Below are 14,812 nucleotides of genomic sequence, written 5' to 3'. Positions count from 1 at the left end.
CGGCGTCCTGTGGAACGGGCCGTCGGCCCGGTCAGGAGGCCGGTCCGCGGGCCCTCGACACGCGCGCGTCCGTCAGCGGCCACGAGGGCTCACCGCTCGCCGGAACGGACCCGCCTGGCCGAGCTCCGGGATGAGGTCAGCAGGCCGTCCAGCCGCCGTCGACCGGGAGCACGACGCCGTTGACGTAGCGGGCCGCGTCCGAGAGCAGGTAGACCGTGGCCGCCGCGATGTCGGCCACCTCGCCGTGCTCCCCCGCCGGCACCCGGCCGGTGAGCCACGCGCGCTGCGCGGGGTCACCGAGCCGATCGGCCGTCATCGGGGTGGCGATGATCCCCGGCGCGATCGCGTTGACCCGCACGCCCGACGGCGCGAGCTCCACCGCGGCCGCCCGGACGAGCCCGGCGATGCCCGCCTTCGCCGCGACGTAGTGCGGCTGGCCGGCGACGGCGTGGGTGCCGGTCACCGAGCTGATGGCGACCACGGCCCCCGGCCGCCCGTCACGCAGCCACTGCCGCGCGCACGCCCGGATCCCCAGGAACGTGCCGCGCACGTGCACGGCGAGCATCCGGTCGAACTCCGCCACCTCGAGCTCGACGAGCGGTGCCCGGCTCCGGAAGCCGGCGCAGTTGACCAGCGCGTCGACGGGGCCCGCCGCCTCCATCGCCGCGTCCCACGCGGTCTCCTCGGCGACGTCGAGCTCGAGGAGGTCGCCGTCGGGCTTCAGGTCCGCGCCGACGACCTCCCACCCCTGGTCGCGGAGGGCCGCGGCCGTGCCGGCTCCGATCCCCGACGCCGCACCGGTGACGAGTACCCGCTTCATCCGACCTCCTTCCCGTGGGGTGCCCGCCTCGGCACCCACTCCCATGTGATCTCCGGACGGTTCTCGACCACCGCCGCGTGCACGCGGCGCTCCGCCAGGAGCCAGCCGGCGCGCGTCCGCGCGAGCACGTCGAGGTAGCGCAGGTGAGCGCGCCACAGCCGGCCGTCCCACTCCTCGTGCGTCGCGGTCACGTAGGTCGTGCACCGCGCCCGCTCGGGATCGGCGGGGTCGAGCCGGATCCGGCTCTGGCCGAGCTGGTGGTGGGTCCGGCGGAACTGCGCCTGACCGGTGGCGATCCGCGCCCGGACCGCGTCGCGCCCGGTGACGAGCCCGCCCCGGCCGGGTCCGTAGTCGGTCACGCAGTCGGCCGTGAAGCAGGCCGCCACCGCGTCGATGTCGTACTCGTCCACGCGTTCGCAGTAGAGCGCGAGCAGGTCGGCGATCCCGGCCCGGTCCTCGGCGCGCATCAGGTCTCCTCTCGCAGGCGGGGCAGGACCTCACGCCCGACGGTCGCGAGCCTGCGCAGCGCGACGTCGAGCGGTTCGGGGTAGAGCAGGCGCAGTACGACGTGCACGTGGGCCCAGTCGCGGAGCGCGTCGAACACGGCCCGCACCCCGGTGACGACCGAATCGACGTCTCCGGCGACCTGGACGTAGGCGTCGATGTCGACGGGGACGTCGCCGGGGGCACCGTCCGGCTCGGCCACGAGTCCGGCGTAGACCGGGCGGCCGCTCTGGATGGCCTCGTACGCCTGCTGCTGCGCGGCGAACGCGGCGCGGGCGGAGTCGGCCCCGCCGCCGGGCGCGTCGAGCACGCAGGTGACGTTCACCCCGCGCGTGAACGTCGGATCCGAGGAATCGCGCACGGCGGCGAGCTGAGCCGACGCCGCCGCGACGACGTGCGGCTCGCCCCGCCCGACGAGGTGACCGTCGGCGATCCGGCCGGCCCGCGCGACCGCGGCCGCGGCGTACCCGCCGAGCCAGACCGGGATCGGGTGCGCCGGGGTCGGCGTGACGCGGACGTCGTGCAGCCCGAGGACGGGCGCGCTGAACGGCTCCCCGGTCCACGCCGCGCGCAGCGCGTCGACGAGCGCGGCGAGCCGGGCGCCGCGGGTGGCCGGGTCGACACCGAACGCCGCGTACTCGTGTGCGGCGTAACCCAGGCCGAGCCCGAGGACGAGCCGCCCGCCCGAGAGGCGGTCGACGACGGCGGCGTCCTCGGCGATCCGCAGCGGGTGGTGCAGCGGCGCGAGCACCAGCCCGGTGCCGAGCAGGATGCGCCCGGTCACCGGGGCGAGCGCGGCGAGCAGCGTGAGCGGCGAGGGCAGGTACCCGTCGGGCAGCCCGTGGTGCTCGCTGACCCAGAACGAGTCGAACCCGGCCTCCTCCGCGGCGACGGCCAGCGGGACGGCGTCGCGCAGGTCGCCGGTCCGCCCCGGATCCCCGTTCTGGCCGGTGTAGAGGCCGACGCCGATGCTCCGCTTCACCCGAGACGCAACAGCCGCGCCGCGTTCGCCGCGAGCGTCACGCCCAGCCCGCCGCCCGGCCCGCCGGGCTCCTCGGCCGCGCCGGAGTCCCAGCCCGCGAAGTTCGTGCCGTACACCAGCCGCTCGGTGCCGGCGTGGGCCACGAGCAGCTCCAGCGACAGCTCGTCGTGCACGTGGGTGTCGAACCAGATCCGCCGGTAGTAGTGCTCGAACCCGTTCTCCTTCAACGCGGCGCTCGCCCACGGCCGCTTCGCCACCGCGCGGGCGAACCGCCCGGAGACGAACGCCGCCGCTCCCCCGCCGTGCGAGACGCACACGTCGAGGCCCGGGTGGCGTTCCAGCACACCGCCGAACACCAGCGCGGCCACGGCGAGGGTCTCGTCGTAGGCGAACCCGAAGGTCAGGTCGAGATCGAAGCGCCGCAGCCGCGGGTCGTCGGCCGGCCCGTCGGCACCCAGCGGCGAGGGGTGCACGAACAGCGGCACGTCGAGATCGACGAGCGCCTCGTAGAGCGGGTCGAGCGCCGGGTCGTCCAGCGTGCGGCCGGCCGGGTCGGTGTCGATGTAGACGCCGGCCATGCCCAGCTCGCGGACGGCGCGGCGGGCCTCGGCCACCGACGCGTCGAGGTCCTGCACGGGCAGCTGCGCGGTGGTGAGCAGCCTGCCGGGATGTTTGGCCGCCAGCTCGACGAGGGCGTCGTTGTGGGCGCGCGCGAACGCCACGGCGTCGGCGGCCGGGAGCGAGCCGAAGTAGGTGATCGGATTCGGGGAGAGCACCTGCACGTCGATGCCCGCCTCGTCCATCGCCGCGATCCGCACGTCGACGTCCATGAACGGGCTGCCCTCGTACCGCACGCCGTTCAGCCGGTACCCGCCGACCCGGTAGAAGGGGACGCCGTCGGGCGAGGTGCCGAGCTCCGGTCCGGCCGCCCCGGCGGCGCCCTCGGCCATGGCGAGCACCGCGTGCGCGTGCACGTCGATCACCCGGTGTGCGTCAGACATGCGACATCCGCTCCAGCTGCTCCTCCGTGAACGCCAGCGAGCGGGTCAGCGGGCACGCCGCCAGGAAGCGCACCTGGTCGGACGTGCGCTGCTTCCGCTCCGGGATGGGAGTGACGAGGTCGGTCCGCTTCCCGGCCTTGATCACCTCGACGAACGCGTCCTTGCGCTGCAGCACCCGGACATCGGCGAGCGGGTCGCCGTCGACGACGAGCACGTCGGCGATCCTCCCGACCTCCAGCGTCCCGAGCTCGCCCTCCATGCGCATCGCGAACGCGCCGTTCCGGGTGGCGGCGACGATCGCCTCCATTGGCGTCATGCCCATGTACTGGACGAACATCTCCAGCTCGCGCGCGTGCCACTCACCCACCGGGGTGACGGCGAAGCCGGTCTCCGAGCCCGTCAGGAACGGCACCCCTGCGGCGTGCGCCTTGGCCAGCTGCTTGGCGGTGATCTCGATCTCGGCGCGGAACACCTCGAGCAGCTCGGGTGCGCTGCCGACCTTCTCGCCGTAGTCGGCGAGGTTGCCCAGCAGGGTGAACGTCGGGCACATCTGCGAGCCCGCCTCGATCACCGCCTCGATGGCCTCGTCGTCGAGGTAGGAGGCGTGGTAGATCAGGTCGACACCCGCCCGGGCGGCGTCGCGCGTGGACTCGGAGTTGCGGCAGTGCGCGACGACCCTGGTGTTCAGCTCGTGCGCGGTGTCGCAGACGATGCGCAGCTCGTCGAGGTTCCAGACCTTGACCTCGGGGCCCTTCATCGACGGGATCAGGCCCGTCACCATGATCTTGATCCAGTCGACGCCGTACTTGATCTGGCGGCGGATCTCGTTGACCATCACGTCCCGGCCGGTGACGACGGTGGCGTAGCCGGTGCTGCCCTCGTCGCGGATCATGCGCCCGGCGGTGCCGCCGAGCATGGTCATCAGTGCCTGCCCGCCCGCGCGCATCCGCGGCCCCTCGACGATCCCGGCCTCGATCGCGTCACGCAGCTCGCAGCCGATGTTCCACAGGCAGTCGGCGTCGAGCACGCTCGTCACGCCCGCGCGCAGCACCTTGCGCGCGTTGTACGCCGAGAGCATGGAGCTGTAGGCCTCGGTGCGGTGGTGGAACAGCTCGTCGTTGCCGGTCGGCTCGCCGAACGTCAGGTGGGTGTGCGCGTCGATGAGACCGGGCATCACCGTCTTGCCCGTCGCGTCGATCCGCTCGTCGGCCTCCGTGGCCCGCGCCAGCGCGTCGGCGCCGAGAGCGGCGATCCGGCCCTCGCGCACCAGCACCGCCTCGCCGGCCCGCGCCGCGGCACCGGTGCCGTCGATGAGCCTGCCTCCGGTGATCAGCATGATCTCCGCCTCCTGATCTTCGTCGTCGAAGCGACGTCAGTTAACTGACGACTAGCGGGTGACCAGCAGTCTGGCACAGCGCCGTGTCACCGGGCCACCATCACCTTCACGACCGCGTCCGGCCGCTCGATCGCGTGCGTGAACGCCGCGGCGACGTCCTCCAGCGGGTACACGACGCTCGCGAACCGGGCGACCTCACCACGGTGAGCCGCGACCACCGACAGCGCCTGCGGGAAGAGCCCGGCCCGGGCACCGACGATGGTCACGCCGTCGAACAGGACCCGTGGCACCGGCACCACCAGGTCGTGCGCCGCGACCCCGACCACCACGAGCCGCCCGCCGGCCCCGACGGCCGCGAGCGCCGCGTCCAGGGCGGAACGCGTGCCGGACGCCTCGACGGCCACGTCGGTGCCCGCCCCACCGGTCCACTCCGCCACGGTGTCGGCGAGCTCGGCCGGTGCGCACACGGCGTCGGCACCCAGCTCGGACGCGAGCGTGCGCCGCGCCGGCAGCGGATCGCAGACCAGCACGGCGTGCCCGGCGGCCACGGCGGCGACGGTGACGGCCAGGCCGATCGGCCCACCACCGGCCACGAGGACGCGCTCGTCGCCCACGAGCTCGGCCCGCGCCAGCGCCATCGCCGCGATCGAGAACGGCTCGACCAGCGCCGCCTCGACGGCCGAGAGCCCGTCGGCGTCGTGCAGCTGCCCGACCGGGACGACGACCTGGTCGGCCAGCCCGCCGGGCAGCGCCACGCCGAGAGCGCGGAACGAGCGGCACGCGGGCCACCGCCCTCGCCGGCACGGCCGGCAGCGACCGCACGGGATCGCCGGGTCGACGGTGACGGTCTGCCCGAGCCGCAGCGAGCCCGCGTACCCGCGTGGGAGCGCCGCGACGGTGCCCCCGAGCTCGTGGCCCTGCCGCAACGGGAAGCCGGTGTCGTGCCGTTCCCCCAGGTACATGTGCAGATCGGTGCCGCAGAGCCCGACCGCACCGACGTCGAGCACCGCGTCGCCCGGCCCCGGGTCGGGGTCGGCCACGGTCTCGACGGCGATCCGGCCCGGCGCGCTCGTCACGGCCGCACGCATCAGCGCACGCCCGCGAGCCCGAGCAGGTCGCAGACCGTGGCGTGCACCGGCACGGGTACCCCGTGCCGCTCCCCCAGCGCCCGCACCGCACCGCCCATGACGCCCAGTTCGGTCGGCCGTCCGAGGCGCACATCGGTGCACATCGACGTGTAGTGCTCGCCCGTGCCCTCGAACGTGCGCCGGGCGTGCGCCCACGCGGCATCCCGGTCGAGCGGCACGCCCTCGGCGGCGGCGACCGCGACGACCTCGTCGAACATCCGCTCCACCAGCGCGCGCCCTTCGGCGCTGCCCCAGACCTCCGCGACGGTGACACGCGGGACGCAGCTGAGCGGGCTCATCGCGGCGAGGGCGAGCTTGCCCCAGACCAGCTCGGCGACGGCCGGGGTCACCTCGGTGGGCAGGCCCACCTTCGTCAGCAGCTCCGCGACGTCGGCGCCGGTGGCGAGATCACCCGCCGCCCGGCCCATGCGCCCGATGCTGGTCAGCGACTCGCCGGCGGCCGTCGACATCGAGACCGTGATCCGGCCGGGCTCGGCGAGTGCGGCGCCGACCGTCGTGGTGCCGACCAGGGTCCGACCGTCCCCGACGACGTCGGCCACGACGGCGTCGGTGCCGAGCCCGTTCTGCAGCGGCACCGCGACCCCGCCGGACCCGAGCGTGTGCGCGGCGGACCGCAGGGCCGCGTCGAGGTCGTAGGCCTTCGTCAGCACGAGCAGCACGTCGAGGCGGCCGGGCGGGACGTCCGCGGGGTGCCCGGCGACGGGGACGGTCACGCGCCACGGATCCCCGTGCGGGGGCACGACCTCCACCGGCCGCCCGGCCAGCGACCGCACGTGAGCGCTGCCGCGTCCGATCAGCACCACGTCCGCGTCGGCCGCGGCGAGGTGCGCGGCGAACGCCGTACCCATCCCGCCGGCCCCGAGCACGCCGATCCTCATCGCCATGCGACACCCTCCGTCGCGCCAGCAGAGTGGACAAAAACATGACCCTAGATACGTCACTAGGAGCCTAGCGCCGTCACCCGACATCGGGCTAGCCTCCCTCTCCAGGCGAGGCCGCCGCGCCCTGGCGGCCGCCGGCGAGGAGGAGCCGATGACCGTCACCGACGACGCTGCCCCGGGGAACGGCACAGCCGCCCGAGCCGTGATCAGCGAGAGCGACCCGCGATTCCAGATCGCCGCCGCCCGGCGGATCCTGCACCGCGAGGGGCTCGACAGCCAGGTCGGCGGGCACGTCAGCCTGCGCGTGCCCGGCGAGGAGGCGTTCCTCGTCACGCCCTTCCAGTACTTCGACGAGACGCTGCCCGAACACGTCAGCAAGGTCGGGTTCGACCTGCGCGTGATCGAGTCCGGGCCGATCCCGCCGTCGCCCGGGATCAACTTCCACGCCTCGATCTACGCGGCGCGCGAGGACGTCAACTGCGTCATCCACACGCACGCGAAGAACATGTCGGTGCTGACGACCACCGACGAGCCGTTCGGCGTGTACTACGACTACGCGGCACTGCTGCTCGACGAGGTCGTGCCGTGGATCGACGACCCGGACCTCGTTCCCGACGAGGAGGGCGAGCTGATGGTCGCCGCGCTGGGCGGCAAGAAGGCACTCCTGATGGGCCATCACGGCTCGCTGCACGTCGGCGACACGCTCGAGCGGGTCACGATGGAGGCGCTGGTCATGGAGCTGTGTGCCGGTTACCAGCTCGCGGCGATGGCCGTGGGCGGCAAGCCGCTGCCGCGCCACATCGCGGAGAACTACCGCCACGCCTACCTGAAGAACGCCTTCCGCGAGCAGATGTGGCAGGCGAACTACCGCCGCCTCCTGCGCAGCGACCCCGACCTGTTCGCAACACTGCGCGGGGAATGACGGTGCCCGGAGGCCGGCGGGGCGGGGCCGTCACCATCGCCGACCTGCGCGCCGCGGCGCGCAGGCGGCTGCCGCGCATGGTGTTCGACTTCGTCGACGGCGGCGCGGAGGACGAGCTGACCCGCGACGACAACGAGGCCGCCTTCCGCCGGCTGACGTTCCGCCCGCGGGTGCTCGTGGACGTGAGCGAGCGGCCGCAGGCGGTCACGGTGCTGGGCCGGGAGCTGGCGACACCGGTGGTGCTCGGCCCGACGGGCCTGATGCGCATGGTGCGCCACGAGGGCGAACTGGCCGCCGCGGCCGCCGCGGAGCGCTTCGGCACCGTGTCGGTGCAGAGTTCCGGGTCGAGCGTGTCGCTGGAGGACGTCGCGGCGTCGGTCACGTCGCCCCAGTGGTTCCAGCTCTACCCGTGGGGCGACCGGCGCACCGTCGAGAACCTCATCGGCCGCGCGCGGGACAGCGGCTACGAGGCGATGGTCGTGACCGTGGACGTGCCGGTCGTCGGTGCCCGGGAGAAGGACCTGCGCAACGGGCTCACCGTGCCACCCGAGGTGAGCCCGCGCACCGGCTGGGACCTCGTGCGCCACCCGGCGTGGCTCGCGGGCCTGCTCTCCCACCCGCGGCCGACCTACGCCAACTTCGTCGGGCTCATGCCCGACGCGAGGGGCACCAGCGGTCTGGCGGCCCACACCAACGGCCTGCTCAACCCCGCGACCACCTGGCGGGACCTGGAGTGGATGATCCGCCGCTTCGACGGTCCGGTGCTGCTGAAGGGCGTCATGACGGCCGACGACGCGCGGCTGGCCGTCGAGGCCGGTTGTCAGGGGGTCGCGGTGTCCAACCACGGCGGGCGCCAGGCCGACTCGGTACCGGCGGCGCTCGACGCTCTGCCCGAGGTGGTCGCCGAGGTCGGCCACCTCGCCGACGTGCTGCTCGACGGCGGGGTCCGGCGCGGCGGGGACGTCGTGAAGGCCCTCGCGCTCGGCGCCAAGGCGTGTCTCGTCGGGCGGCCCTGGGTCTACGGGCTCGCGGCGGGCGGCACCCCCGGTGTCGAACGGGTCCTGGAGATCCTGCGCGACGAGATCGACCGCACTCTCGCCCTCATCGGACGGCCCGGCGTGGCGAGCCTCGACGAGACCGCACTCAGTCGCGATTTCGCATCGGGCGTAGTTAGTCTCTTGACGACGTAAATCTCTCGCCATAGATTGCCCCGAGTCGCCCACGTCACACTGACTCGACGAGGAGTCCCGATGCTTCGCAACCCCCTCCTGATCGCGGTGGCAGCGGCCGCGGCCCTGCTCGCCACGGCGTGCGGGAACGTCGCCAGCTCGGGATCATCGGACTCCGCCCCGCCGCCCGGGATCACGAAGGACCAGATCACGATCGGCGCCACCCTGCCGCTCACCGGCACCGCCGCGGTCTCCGGGCAGGGCCTGCAGGCCGGCATCAAGATCGCCGTCGACGAGCTGAACTCCCGGGGCGGCATCAACGGCCGCAAGGTGAACGCGATCATCCTCGACGACGGCTTCACGCCCGACCGCGTGGTCACCAACGTGCGGCGGCTGGTCTCGCAGGAGAAGGTCTACGCGATCGTGGCGCCCGCGGGATCCCAGGGCCTGCCCGGCACGTGGCAGTTCCTCGCCCAGAACAAGACGCCGATGTGGGGCCCGATCTCCCCCGCGGACCCGAAGCAGAGCGAGGTCTACCTGCTCTCGGCCACCCGGGCGAGCCAGGACCAGGTCGCGATCGACTACTTCGCCAAGAAGGGCGCCAAGCGCCTCGGGGTGATCCGGCAGGACAACGACCTCGGGGTCTCGGCGAAGCTGGCGCTCGACACGCAGATGCCCAAGCACCCGGACATGCAGGTCGTGGCCAACGAGACCACGCAGACGGGCAGCACCGAGGTCAGCTCGGCGGTCAACAACGTGATGGCGCAGAAGCCCGACGCCGTGCTGCTCGCCGAGGACAACACGTCCTCGGCGCTGATCCTCAAGCAGCTGCGCGCCCAGGGCTTCACCGGCCCGGTGTTCGCCGACCAGGGTGCCGCCGGTACCGGTGGCCCCAGCACGGTCAAGCCGGCCGGTGCGGCGGCCGAGGGCTTCCTCGGCGGCATGCAGTCCGACACCGTCTCGACCGACAACCCCGCCGTCGAGCACTGGCGCTCGCTGGCCCAGAAGTACCAGGGCGACCAGGGCACCAGCGGCTTCTCACTGCAGACCTACAGCTACGTCATGGCGTTCGCCGAGCTGGTGAAGCGGATGGGCGACGACGTGTCCTACGCGAACTTCACCAGGACCGCCGAAGGCCTCGCGAGCAACCCGATCAAGCTCGGGTCGATCCCCGACATCCAGTGCGGCCCCCTGCCGACCGGCCACACGTGCGCCCGCCAGGCCGGCATCGCGAAGTACACCGGCGGGAAGTGGGTCGTCGAGCAGCCGTTCATGGCGCCCGAGGGATCCGGGACCTGAGCCGCAGGAGGTATCTCACGTGTTGCAGACACTCGTCAGCGGGCTCGAGTCCGGGAGCTGGTTCGCCCTGCTCGGCCTCGCGATCGTCGTGGTCATGAAGGCGGCCGACGTGCCGAACTTCGCCATGGCCGACATCGGTCTCGTCGCGACCTATGTCGGTATATCGCTGGCCGGAGCGGGTGTCCCGTTCTGGCTGGCGGTGGTGACCACGCTCGTCACGGGCATCCTGCTGGGTGTCGTCATCGACGTCGCCCTGATGCGCCGCCTGGCGAAGTACGGGCACTTCCCCCTGCTGCTCATGACGATCGGGCTCTCGCTGGCACTCACCGCGCTGACCGGCCTGGTCTGGGGGCACGACCCCCGCAGCTTCCGGGCCCCGTGGACGGGCGCGGCGATCGAGGTCGGCGGCGGTGTCGCGATCGGTGTCTCGCAGATCGTCTCGATCGTCGTCGGCCTGCTCGGCGCGGTCGCGATCAGCGCGTTCTTCACCACCCCGGTGGGGGCGCAGATGCGGGCCGTCGCGGAGAACCGCGCCACGGCCCGGCTGGTCGGGGTCAACGCGGGACGGCTCTCGGCGATCGCGTGGGGCGTCGGCGGGCTGATCGCGGCCGTCACCGTGATGCTGCAGGCGCAGTCGGCGCTGGTCTCCACGCTCACCCCCGCGTCGCTGATCATCTACGGGTTCGTCGCCGCGACCATGGGCGGGTTCACCTCCCTGTTCGGCACGTTCGCGGGCGGGCTCGTGCTCGGGATCATCCAGCAGCTCGTCGGGACCTACATCTCGACGGCCGCGCAGTTCTCGGTCGCGCTGCTGGTGGTCTTCCTGGTGCTGGTCCTGCGGCCCGACGGTTTCACGAAGGGGATGAGGTTGCGCGATGTCTGAGCTGACCACGCAGCCCGCCGCGCCCGCCGAGGCGCCATCGGCCCTGCCGGCCGCGGTCACGGCGGGCATCACCGCCAACGGAGCCGCGGGACACGCGGCGCGGCGCGGTTCCGGCCTGCGCAAGGGCATCGTCGCGATCGTGGCGCTGGTCCTGCTCTTCGCCCTGCCGTTCGTCTCGAACACCTACGTCGTGTTCGTCGTCAGCCTCACGCTCGTCTACGCGGTCTCGACGCTCGGGTTCAACCTGCTCGTCGGCTGGTCGGGGCAGATCGGCCTGGCGCACGCGGCGCTGTTCGCCGTCGGCGCCTACGGCAGCTCGGTCGCGGTCGCCGCCGGTGTGCCGTTCCTGGTGACGATCCCGCTCGCGGGCATCGCCGCCGCGCTGCTCGCGGTGGTGATCGGCTTTCCCGCAATCCGGCTGCGCGGGTTCTTCCTCGCCATCGCCACGCTGGCGCTGGGCATGGCGATCGTCGAGCTCCTGAACTTCGCGGCGCCGATCACCGGTGGTGGCGGCGGGATGAACGTGCAGGTCTTCGCCCTGCCGGGCATCAACGACGCCGCATCGACCTACTTCATCGTGCTCACCGTCGCGGCGATCATGTTCTTCCTGGTGCGCCGCGCGCTCGTCGGCCGGTTCGGCCGGACGCTGCAGGCGGTGCGGGACCTCGGCCAGCTCTCCGGCTCGCTGGGCGTCTCGGCGCTGCGGTACCGGCTGGTGGCGTTCGCGCTCTCCGGGTTCGTCGCGGCGGTGGCGGGCACGCTCTACGCGCAGCTGCAGACCTTCATCTTCCCGGCGATGTTCCAGATGAACCTGCTGGTCCCGATGCTGGTCATGGTGTTCGTCGGCGGTGCGGGCTCATTGTGGGGCCCGCTCATCGGGGCCGCGTTCGCGATCGTGCTGATCGAGTTCTTCCAGGATCTCGGCGACGCGCAGGCCATCGCCTACGGCATCGTGCTGATGGTCGTCATCGCCCTCCTGCCGGGCGGGCTGACCTCACTCTTCCGCACCCTCGGCAGCTCCCGGTTCGCGCAGCGGCTGTACCGGCGGCGGGCCTCCACCGAGGAGACGTCATGACGGCCACCGCACCGGAGACCGTGCCCCGGCACGCCGGGGACACCCCGGTCGTCGAGTTCACCGGCGTGGGCAAGTCGTTCGGCGGCAACACGGTGCTGGAGAACGTCACGCTGGCCGTGCGGCCCGGGTTCACCGGCCTGATCGGGCCCAACGGCGCCGGGAAGACCACCTGCCTCAACGTGGTCTCCGGCTACCTGCAGCCCGACGCCGGGGACGTGACGCTGCGCGGGGAGAGCGTGCTCGGCCTCTCCCCCGCGCGGGTCGCCCGCCGCGGCGTCTCCCGCACCTTCCAGACCCCGCGGCTGATCCCCAACCTGTCGGCCGTCGAGAACGTGATGGTCGGCGGCTCCCGGCACTTCCGCCGCGGACACCTGGCGGAGCTCCTCGGCCTGCCCTCGGCCCGCCGGGACGAGCGGGAGCAGCGCGAACGCGCCTACGACCTGCTCGACGCCCTCGGCCTGGGTGCGCACCCCGACCGGCCGGCGAACGCGTTCCCGATCGGCAGCCAGAAGATCATCGAGGTGGCCCGGGCGCTGCTGAACGACCCGGCCCTGCTGATGCTCGACGAGCCCGCCGCCGGCCTGGGCGCCGAGGACGTCGACCACCTCGTCGACGGCCTCAACGGCTGGCTGCGCGAGCGTCCCGACGCGGCGGTGCTCATCATCGAGCACGACCTGGAGCTCATCACGCGCCTGTGCCCGACCGCCGCCGTCCTGCACTTCGGACGGATCATCCAGTCGGGCGCACCGAAGGACGTCCTGCGCGATCCCGTCGTCGTCGAGGCCTACCTGGGAGCCGACCTTGCTGCTGGAGATTGATCAGGCCCGAACCGGCTACGGGAGCCTCGAGGTGCTGCACGGCGTCTCGCTGACCGTCGCCGAGGGCGAGATCGTGACCGTGCTGGGGCCCAACGGCACCGGCAAGACGTCGCTGATGCGGCTGCTGTCCGGGGTGCTGCCGCTCTGGTCGGGCCGGATCACCTTCGGCGGTAGGGAGCTGGGTCGGCTGACGCCCGACAAGCGCGCCCGCCTGGGGCTCTGCCAGCTGCCGGAAGGGCGCGGGATCTTCCAGACCCTCACCGTCGGGGAGAACCTGGACCTCGGCCTCTCGGCCCGGCGCGTGTCGGCGGCCACCGCCAGGACCGACCGCGACCGGGTGCTCGACCTCTTCCCGGAGCTGGCCGGGCGCCTGGCGCAGTCCGCGTCGTCGCTCTCGGGCGGGCAGCAGCAGATGCTCGCCCTCGGGCGCGCCCTGATGAGCGCGCCGCGACTCCTGCTGATCGACGAGCTGTCCTTCGGGCTGGCACCGCGGATCGTGCGCGACCTGTTCGGTGTGGTGCGCGAGCTGCGCGACACCGGCGTGACGTTCCTGATCGTCGAGCAGCAGGCGGCCGCGCTGAAGGTCTCCGACCGCACGTACATCCTGCGCGGCGGCCGCAACGAGCTCACCCGTGACTCGTCCGAGCTGCTCGACTCCGACGAGCTCGTCGCGTCCTACCTGCGCTGATGGCACCCCATCTGACCCAGCTGCCGGACCTGCTGCGCGCCGTCGACCCGCCGGTCGACGAGCGTGTGCTCGCGCTCGTCGACGCCGAGTACGGGCGCTGGCGGAGCCTCCACGACCGGCTCGTGGCCCTGATCGTCGAGTTGCTGGACGTCGCCTCGGACGGCCGGTCCGTCACCGAGGTGATCACGCGCCTGATCGACGACACCGCCGTCGGCATCGACGACCTCGTCGGGTCCGGCACGGACGTCGACGCGGGCGAGATCGCGGCGTTGCTGCGCGCGCACGGCTCGCGCGGCACCGTCGAGGTGGACGGCCCGGTCACGACCTTCCGGCACGCCTGCGGCAGCGGCGGCCACTACTGGCGGGAACACCCGGACGTCACGACGGTCGCGGACGGCGAGGTCCCGGGCGTCCCGGGCGGACGCCCCCGCTACTGCGCCCGCTGCGTGCGCAGCATCGCCGCCCACGCCGGCGACGCCTGGCGGGTGACCCCGCCCGAGCGCCCGGAGGACCCCTGCACCTGGACGGTCACGACGGCCCGCTGACGGCGGCGGCCGCCGCGTGCAGGCGGCGGGCACGCGCGGTCGGGTCCAGCCCGCGGGCGAGGTGGTCGGACTGCACCTCGACCGACAGCGGGATGCCGGTCGGCAGCGCCGCGAGGAAGGTCGCCAGGGGCAGCACGCCGAGACCGGGGGGCACACGCTCGTGCCGGGCCTCGTGCGCGAGGTCGGACGGGGCGAGGGTCGCGGCCGTGTCGGTGAGCTGGGCGTACCCGACCAGGGCCGGGTCGGTGGGTGCGCCGAGCGGGGTGCCGGCGCGGTAGAGGTGCAGGGGGTCGAGCAGCACGACCGTGCCCGCAACGGCCCCGGCCACGCGTTCGGCGTCCTCGCGGGTGCGCAGCGCGGTGAACAGCATCGGTTCGAGCGCGACCCGGGTCGGGGTGCCGGCCAGCAGCGCGGCCAGCTCGGCGACCTTCGCGACGGTGCCGGCCTCGTCCGGGTCGTGCGAGACGGTGAGCAGGAAACGGGCCCCCAGCTCGGCGGCCGCGGCGGCCAGCACGCGGTCCGCGTCGGTGAGCGGGCCGGGGCCCAGCCGGACGACCTCGACGTCCAGCAGCCCGACACCCGTGGACGCGAGGGCGGCGGCGACCGCGGCGACCTCGCGTGCCGGGTCGGCGAGCCGCACACCGCAGAGCGGGTACCCCGCGTCGGCGGCGCAGCCCGGGACCGCGCCGGGTGCCAGGTCCAGCACCGAGCCCGCGGCGAGCGACAGCAGGTGGGACACCG

General features: G+C 73.4%; 16 protein-coding genes. 8 read left to right on the top strand and 8 right to left on the bottom strand.

Features of this window, described 5'->3' with window-relative positions:
* Nucleotides 1-136: 136 nt before the first annotated feature.
* The 7 genes from BGP03_RS04885 to BGP03_RS04855 all read right to left on the bottom strand — a co-directional run bounded on the left by BGP03_RS04885 (nt 137) and on the right by BGP03_RS04855 (nt 6,675).
* On the bottom strand, nt 137-820 hold the full coding sequence (locus BGP03_RS04885; protein ID WP_298797356.1) for an SDR family NAD(P)-dependent oxidoreductase: 684 nt from the start codon (nt 818-820) through the stop codon (nt 137-139).
* Nucleotides 817-1,287, bottom strand: coding sequence for a nuclear transport factor 2 family protein (locus BGP03_RS04880; protein ID WP_298797355.1), 471 nt, complete (start codon nt 1,285-1,287; stop codon nt 817-819). The genes BGP03_RS04885 and BGP03_RS04880 overlap by 4 nt, the downstream gene beginning before the upstream one ends.
* A complete protein-coding gene (locus tag BGP03_RS04875; RefSeq protein WP_298797354.1) occupies nt 1,287-2,306 on the bottom strand; it encodes an LLM class flavin-dependent oxidoreductase in 1,020 nt (339 codons plus the stop codon). Before BGP03_RS04875 ends, BGP03_RS04880 begins: the two co-directional genes overlap by 1 nt.
* A complete protein-coding gene (locus tag BGP03_RS04870; RefSeq protein ID WP_296370150.1) occupies nt 2,303-3,307 on the bottom strand; it encodes an amidohydrolase family protein in 1,005 nt (334 codons plus the stop codon). The genes BGP03_RS04875 and BGP03_RS04870 overlap by 4 nt, the downstream gene beginning before the upstream one ends.
* Nucleotides 3,300-4,643, bottom strand: coding sequence for an amidohydrolase family protein (locus BGP03_RS04865; RefSeq protein WP_296370152.1), 1,344 nt, complete (start codon nt 4,641-4,643; stop codon nt 3,300-3,302). The genes BGP03_RS04870 and BGP03_RS04865 overlap by 8 nt, the downstream gene beginning before the upstream one ends.
* 86 nt (nt 4,644-4,729) lie before the next feature.
* On the bottom strand, nt 4,730-5,731 hold the full coding sequence (locus BGP03_RS04860) for an alcohol dehydrogenase catalytic domain-containing protein (RefSeq protein WP_298797353.1): 1,002 nt from the start codon (nt 5,729-5,731) through the stop codon (nt 4,730-4,732).
* Nucleotides 5,731-6,675: a 2-dehydropantoate 2-reductase gene (locus tag BGP03_RS04855; RefSeq protein ID WP_298797352.1), complete on the bottom strand. Its 945-nt coding sequence runs from the start codon at nt 6,673-6,675 to the stop codon at nt 5,731-5,733. Before BGP03_RS04855 ends, BGP03_RS04860 begins: the two co-directional genes overlap by 1 nt.
* A gap of 148 nt (nt 6,676-6,823) precedes the next feature.
* On the opposite strand from BGP03_RS04855, the gene BGP03_RS04850 reads away from it, so the two are divergent.
* Genes BGP03_RS04850 through BGP03_RS04815 form a run of 8 tightly spaced genes read left to right on the top strand, consistent with a single transcriptional unit; the run spans nt 6,824 to nt 14,071 of the window.
* Nucleotides 6,824-7,594, top strand: coding sequence for a class II aldolase/adducin family protein (locus BGP03_RS04850; protein WP_296370159.1), 771 nt, complete (start codon nt 6,824-6,826; stop codon nt 7,592-7,594).
* Nucleotides 7,591-8,784, top strand: coding sequence for an alpha-hydroxy acid oxidase (locus BGP03_RS04845; protein ID WP_298797351.1), 1,194 nt, complete (start codon nt 7,591-7,593; stop codon nt 8,782-8,784). The genes BGP03_RS04850 and BGP03_RS04845 overlap by 4 nt, the downstream gene beginning before the upstream one ends.
* A gap of 60 nt (nt 8,785-8,844) precedes the next feature.
* The gene (locus BGP03_RS04840) at nt 8,845-10,062 is read left to right on the top strand and encodes an ABC transporter substrate-binding protein (protein ID WP_298797350.1); all 1,218 of its coding nucleotides are present in this window, start codon (nt 8,845-8,847) and stop codon (nt 10,060-10,062) included.
* 19 nt (nt 10,063-10,081) lie between these two features.
* Nucleotides 10,082-10,945 (top strand): branched-chain amino acid ABC transporter permease, encoded by an 864-nt coding sequence (locus BGP03_RS04835; protein WP_296370162.1) that lies wholly within the window; start codon nt 10,082-10,084, stop codon nt 10,943-10,945.
* Entirely contained in the window at nt 10,938-12,020 is a 1,083-nt protein-coding gene (locus tag BGP03_RS04830; protein ID WP_296370163.1) for a branched-chain amino acid ABC transporter permease, read from the top strand. Before BGP03_RS04835 ends, BGP03_RS04830 begins: the two co-directional genes overlap by 8 nt.
* Nucleotides 12,017-12,838 carry an ABC transporter ATP-binding protein gene (locus BGP03_RS04825; RefSeq protein WP_296370166.1) on the top strand — a complete coding sequence of 274 codons (822 nt, stop codon included), beginning with the start codon at nt 12,017-12,019 and terminating at the stop codon, nt 12,836-12,838. The genes BGP03_RS04830 and BGP03_RS04825 overlap by 4 nt, the downstream gene beginning before the upstream one ends.
* Nucleotides 12,822-13,526: an ABC transporter ATP-binding protein gene (locus BGP03_RS04820; RefSeq protein WP_296370168.1), complete on the top strand. Its 705-nt coding sequence runs from the start codon at nt 12,822-12,824 to the stop codon at nt 13,524-13,526. The genes BGP03_RS04825 and BGP03_RS04820 overlap by 17 nt, the downstream gene beginning before the upstream one ends.
* Complete coding sequence (locus tag BGP03_RS04815; RefSeq protein WP_296370170.1) at nt 13,526-14,071, top strand: hypothetical protein; 546 nt, start codon at nt 13,526-13,528, stop codon at nt 14,069-14,071. The genes BGP03_RS04820 and BGP03_RS04815 overlap by 1 nt, the downstream gene beginning before the upstream one ends.
* Here BGP03_RS04815 and BGP03_RS04810 read toward each other — a convergent pair.
* Entirely contained in the window at nt 14,055-14,810 is a 756-nt protein-coding gene (locus BGP03_RS04810) for a TIM barrel protein (RefSeq protein WP_298797349.1), read from the bottom strand. The two genes, BGP03_RS04815 and BGP03_RS04810, sit on opposite strands and share 17 nt — an antisense overlap.
* Nucleotides 14,811-14,812 lie beyond the last annotated feature (2 nt).

The organism is Pseudonocardia sp. 73-21, assembly GCF_001899645.1.
In the GTDB taxonomy this organism is placed as follows: Bacteria; Actinomycetota; Actinomycetes; order Mycobacteriales; family Pseudonocardiaceae; genus Pseudonocardia.
The sequence above is the reverse complement of the archived record's forward strand: the minus strand, read 5'-3'. Positions and strand labels throughout refer to the sequence as shown.

Excerpts from the sequence above, each read along its gene's own strand:
- BGP03_RS04880 (WP_298797355.1), bottom strand. The coding sequence starts at position 1,287 with ATGCGCGCCGAGGACCGGGCCGGGATCGCCGACCTGCTCGCGCTCTAC.
- BGP03_RS04865 (WP_296370152.1), bottom strand. The coding sequence starts at position 4,643 with ATGCTGATCACCGGAGGCAGGCTCATCGACGGCACCGGTGCCGCGGCG.
- BGP03_RS04885 (WP_298797356.1), bottom strand. The coding sequence starts at position 820 with ATGAAGCGGGTACTCGTCACCGGTGCGGCGTCGGGGATCGGAGCCGGC.
- BGP03_RS04855 (WP_298797352.1), bottom strand. The coding sequence starts at position 6,675 with ATGGCGATGAGGATCGGCGTGCTCGGGGCCGGCGGGATGGGTACGGCG.
- BGP03_RS04860 (WP_298797353.1), bottom strand. The coding sequence starts at position 5,731 with ATGCGTGCGGCCGTGACGAGCGCGCCGGGCCGGATCGCCGTCGAGACC.
- BGP03_RS04815 (WP_296370170.1), top strand. The coding sequence starts at position 13,526 with ATGGCACCCCATCTGACCCAGCTGCCGGACCTGCTGCGCGCCGTCGAC.
- BGP03_RS04840 (WP_298797350.1), top strand. The coding sequence starts at position 8,845 with ATGCTTCGCAACCCCCTCCTGATCGCGGTGGCAGCGGCCGCGGCCCTG.
- BGP03_RS04825 (WP_296370166.1), top strand. The coding sequence starts at position 12,017 with ATGACGGCCACCGCACCGGAGACCGTGCCCCGGCACGCCGGGGACACC.
- BGP03_RS04845 (WP_298797351.1), top strand. The coding sequence starts at position 7,591 with ATGACGGTGCCCGGAGGCCGGCGGGGCGGGGCCGTCACCATCGCCGAC.
- BGP03_RS04850 (WP_296370159.1), top strand. The coding sequence starts at position 6,824 with ATGACCGTCACCGACGACGCTGCCCCGGGGAACGGCACAGCCGCCCGA.
- BGP03_RS04830 (WP_296370163.1), top strand. The coding sequence starts at position 10,938 with ATGTCTGAGCTGACCACGCAGCCCGCCGCGCCCGCCGAGGCGCCATCG.
- BGP03_RS04870 (WP_296370150.1), bottom strand. The coding sequence starts at position 3,307 with ATGTCTGACGCACACCGGGTGATCGACGTGCACGCGCACGCGGTGCTC.